This window comes from Mesorhizobium sp. M1A.T.Ca.IN.004.03.1.1, from assembly GCF_003997555.1.
In the GTDB taxonomy this organism is placed as follows: Bacteria; Pseudomonadota; Alphaproteobacteria; order Rhizobiales; family Rhizobiaceae; genus Mesorhizobium.
Map to the genome: position 1 here is coordinate 1 of NZ_RZTV01000035.1, position 3,881 is coordinate 3,881.

General features: G+C 60.8%; 5 protein-coding genes. 1 reads left to right on the forward strand and 4 read right to left on the reverse strand.

Going from position 1 to position 3,881, the window contains the following annotated elements; translation table 11 throughout:
• Nucleotides 1-196, reverse strand: a 196-nt coding sequence (locus EOD29_RS30455) for a Na+/H+ antiporter NhaA (protein ID WP_206520521.1), incomplete at its 3' end; no start/stop codon positions are given.
• 509 nt (nt 197-705) lie between these two features.
• A complete protein-coding gene (locus tag EOD29_RS30460; RefSeq protein ID WP_127248763.1) occupies nt 706-1,929 on the reverse strand; it encodes a cation:proton antiporter in 1,224 nt (407 codons plus the stop codon).
• A 140-nt stretch (nt 1,930-2,069) separates the two neighbouring features.
• Between EOD29_RS30460 and EOD29_RS30465 the strand changes: the two genes are divergently transcribed.
• Nucleotides 2,070-2,255: a hypothetical protein gene (locus EOD29_RS30465; RefSeq protein WP_127248764.1), complete on the forward strand. Its 186-nt coding sequence runs from the start codon at nt 2,070-2,072 to the stop codon at nt 2,253-2,255.
• Between the two features lie 292 nt (nt 2,256-2,547).
• On the opposite strand, the gene EOD29_RS30470 is transcribed toward EOD29_RS30465, so the two are convergent.
• A complete protein-coding gene (locus EOD29_RS30470; protein ID WP_127248765.1) occupies nt 2,548-2,997 on the reverse strand; it encodes a pyridoxamine 5'-phosphate oxidase family protein in 450 nt (149 codons plus the stop codon).
• A 9-nt stretch (nt 2,998-3,006) separates the two neighbouring features.
• Nucleotides 3,007-3,726, reverse strand: a complete 720-nt coding sequence (locus EOD29_RS30475) for a phosphoribosyltransferase (RefSeq protein WP_127248766.1) — start codon at nt 3,724-3,726, stop codon at nt 3,007-3,009.
• Nucleotides 3,727-3,881 lie beyond the last annotated feature (155 nt).

Genomic DNA, 3,881 nt, shown 5'->3' on the forward strand with positions numbered 1-3,881 from the left:
ACACCGCCATAAGCCCGTCATTCACCCAGTGCGAGACGCTGAGCGGACCGAGATAGGCGTGGAGGGCGGCGAAATAGATTTCGGCAAACGGCGAGTTTGCGACGATGAGCGCTAGGGCGGCGGCCGCCATCAGGATGATGCCGCCGGCCGCCTCGCCGTCGAGGAATTCGCGAAGCATCGATTTGACCTTGGGCATCGCTGCGCTCCGATCGAAACGGGTTGTCACGTTCTCCGTAGTCGAGCAGCGCCCGGGCGCACGCAGCACACGCCTTTGGACACACATAGGCAATGATGCACTGAAAGCAAGTTTGCTGCTGCTTTCGAGGAGACGGGCCGGCCGGCCGGATATCGAGAAACGCCTCTCGCCGCGTCGGACGAATAGCAGACAACCCAGCGCCACGGCATGGCCACATGCTGATCTCGTGGAGTAAGCCACCCCAGTTCCCGCGGGGCAGCGCCTGCCTTCGGTTTCCTCCCATTGAGGGTGGATGAAAACCTTTCCGCCTCTGATAAAGCTGCCCCAGGTGGGCGGCGACCAGGCGGCCAGTAAGATCATGACGATCAACCCACCACGAGGAAGAGCGCGGTTCTCACGGAGCTCTCCATCCTCGCTGCAAGTGCTTTCGCGGATGGCTCACAGCATGTTGGAGAGGCCGGCCGCTAACCAGAGCGGCGCGCCAAAGAAGCGACGTGCCGAGGCGGTGGCTAGCCTCGCCCAGCTTGCCCAGCTCGCTGTCGAACGGACCCGTCTTCGAGCAGTCCCATTCGTTTGATGAGCCAAGGCATGGTCAGGCCTTGCACGAAAATCGAAAACGCTACTACGGCAAATGCCGTAACGATGATTGCACCGCGCTCCGCCACGCTCTGGGGAAGGGCGAGCGCTAGTGCCAGGGCTAATGAGCCCCGTAGACCTCCCCAGACCAGCACGTGCTGATATCTGAAATCGACCTTCAGCGCTGTCCGGTTGAGCAGGGCGCAAAGTGGATAGATCGCCAGGACGCGGCCGAGCAGCACCAGCACGACCGCGACAGCAGAGGGAAAGGCAAACAATCCAAGTGGTTGGTGCGCTTCATGCCCGCCGATCAAAATGAACACGATGGAGTTGGCAAGGAAGGCTGCGTATCCCCAAAACGCAAGCACATGGCTACGGGCATTTTCCGATATAGCGCCTTTCCAACCGACATTGCCCACCAGCAGACCGGCGGTGAGCGTTGCGAGAACGCCCGACATGCCGAACTTTTCGGCGATCAGGAATGATCCGTAGGCGGCAATCGTTGTCAGCGTAATTTCCACCAGGTGGTCCTCAGTCCTTCCGGCAATGAGAAGGAGCACGGCCGCCACGCCCGCACCGACGGCGACGCCGCCCGCAACCGTCCATGCAAATGAAAAGGCTATTGCCAAGGGCGTGGCGCTGGCTCCGGCAGCGAGCGCGACCAGAATGGTGAAGCCAACAGCGGCCGCTCCATCGTTGAGCAGACTTTCCGACTCGACCAGAAGCCCCAGGCGAGACTGCACCTTCATCTCCTTGAAGGCAGCCAGGACGGACACGGGATCGGTGGCAGCGATCAGCACGCCGAACAGGCTGGCGCCGATCCAACTCCACCCGAGCAGCTGATGCATGCCGATGGCTACCGCTGCAGCAGCGATCGCGACGCCCGGAAAGGCGAGCAGTGCGGTCACCGGCAGGTTCAGCCGGAAGTGACGAAACTCTATCTCAAGGGCGGCCTGGAAGATCAGCGGTGGCAGGAAGACCGTGAAAATCAGATCCCGGCTCAGGGGGAGTTCGACTGCACCCGGGATAAAACTGAGACCGATCCCGGCTGCAACCAGCCCCACGCTATAGGGCAGCCTGAGCCGCCTCGATATCATGGCGACGACGGAGGCTGTCAGAAGTATCATTCCCAACGTAGGGATTGAGAGTTCGTCCATTACGACTCCGATCATCAATGCGGACTTAGGCTATCGTTTTGCGCGCAAAGATGAATATCTACTATTCGGCCCGTGCAGTTTCCGATAGGTTGGCTCGACGGGCTGGCTACGAGGGGTGCCCCTTGCCGATCAGGAGATTGATGAAAGGCACCTTCGCCCCGGCAGAGGTGGAGCTTCTCATTCGCGTCTTCGAGTCCGGGTCGGTGATGAATGAAACCGAGGATCAGAGAGAGCACACAGCCTCGCGCATCATCGCTGCGTACATGGCCGGGATCTCAGACGAGCAGGAGCTGCTGGAACTCTCACGGAGGCCCTTAGGCAGATAGCAGCTGGATGCTTGAAGACGAAATTTCCGTTAGAATTGATCACCATTCAGAATTGATCACCATTCGAGGATTAGCTCTACAGACGGTCGATCCAGAAGGATCCATAAGCCGTCGCTTAGGCCTCAGGGTTTTCGGCACACTGAGCGGCCCGATCTCAAGATGCAATTGGCAGCGCGCGACTGCGACTCTTCTCCTGTCGCGTTCCAACATCATGCCGAAGTGGCCACGAAGAGTGGCAGTGGCCTTGCGGCGCTAGGGCGTCCGCCCAGTTTGGTGACCACGTCAGTTTCGATCAGCTCTCACTCGCCTCGCGCCCAGATACGTCGGCGATAAAGATCCGGAAGAAAACATGCGGCAGGTCGGCAGCGGCTTGCGGCGCACCTGGCTTTACCGCGCCCGGTTCCCACCAATCCGCATGCCTGCTGAGCAGGGCCCAGGCGTGGTCGCGCTGGAGGTTGTGTCCGACGCGGTCCGGAAGTTCCTCATAGCGCCCGTCGACAACCACGCTCTTCCAGCTTCTGCCGGGGCCCCGCTCATCGACTTGGACCGAGACGAGCGGATTGCTGCGCATCCAATCGATCTTCTTGCCCAACATCGAGAACGCATAGAGATGATTGTCCGAATGGGCATAATAGAGCGGTACGATGTAAGGCTGTCCGTCTTTTGCGCAGGCCAGCCGAGCGAAGCGGTTGGCCGTTAGCAGCTTTGTACATTCCAGCGTGGCAAGTATGCGGATGAGCATGGGCGTCTCCTATTCCTTCGCGGTCGCGGTGTCCCCATCTGCGGCCGCATCGCCATCTCGCCTCGGATTGCCGCGTCGACCGGTGTTCTGGACGCGCGCGGCCTCGTCCCAGATGGAAACCACGTCGTCGTCTGAGAGCTGAGGAAAATTGAGGTAATTTTGGCTGAGCGCCCGGAAATGCGCCGGTTCGCTGAGGCAGACGGTCCAGTCGGCTTCGTAGGCAAGATCGGTCAACGTCTCTGGCGATGCCACCGGGAGGGCTACGACGATTTGCCGAGGTGAACGTCTCTTAAGCGCGCGGATCGCGACTTTCATCGTCGTCCCGGTGGCCGCGCCGTCGTCAACGATGATCACCGTCTTGCCGCATATCTCCAAAGGAGCGCGCTTGCCGCGATATGCGGTACGACGTCTCTCGAGCTCCGGACGTTCCTTTGCGACCAGCACCCGAAGTTCGTCATCGCCGAGCGAATAAGCCTCCACGCCGTCCCGGTTGAGCACCACGTCCGGCGGATCGCCATCAACGATTGCGGCGGCTGCCAGTTCCGGATTTCCCGGCGCTCCGACCTTCCGCACTATCGCCAGATCAAGTGGTGCCTTGAGGGCCTTTGCGATCTCGACGGCGACCGGTACGCCGCCCCGTGGCAATGCGAGCACGATCGGGTTCTCGAGCTGAAGCTTTTCCAGTTCGGCCCCGAGCTTTCGTCCCGCCTCCTTGCGATCGCGAAACATTGGCATTTCCTCCTCAATGATCGTTACCCGATCGGATGCTTGCTACCCGCCTGATTTCGGCACCAGGAGTGGAATAATCCGGTCGCTCTTGGCGACGGCCGGGCGGCCGGAGGCGGCATAGGGGATGCCGAGCGCGTCCCAGGTCTCGACCAGCG

Excerpts from the sequence above, each read along its gene's own strand:
- EOD29_RS30460 (WP_127248763.1), bottom strand. The coding sequence starts at position 1,929 with ATGGACGAACTCTCAATCCCTACGTTGGGAATGATACTTCTGACAGCC.
- EOD29_RS30465 (WP_127248764.1), top strand. The coding sequence starts at position 2,070 with ATGAAAGGCACCTTCGCCCCGGCAGAGGTGGAGCTTCTCATTCGCGTC.
- EOD29_RS30470 (WP_127248765.1), bottom strand. The coding sequence starts at position 2,997 with ATGCTCATCCGCATACTTGCCACGCTGGAATGTACAAAGCTGCTAACG.
- EOD29_RS30475 (WP_127248766.1), bottom strand. The coding sequence starts at position 3,726 with ATGTTTCGCGATCGCAAGGAGGCGGGACGAAAGCTCGGGGCCGAACTG.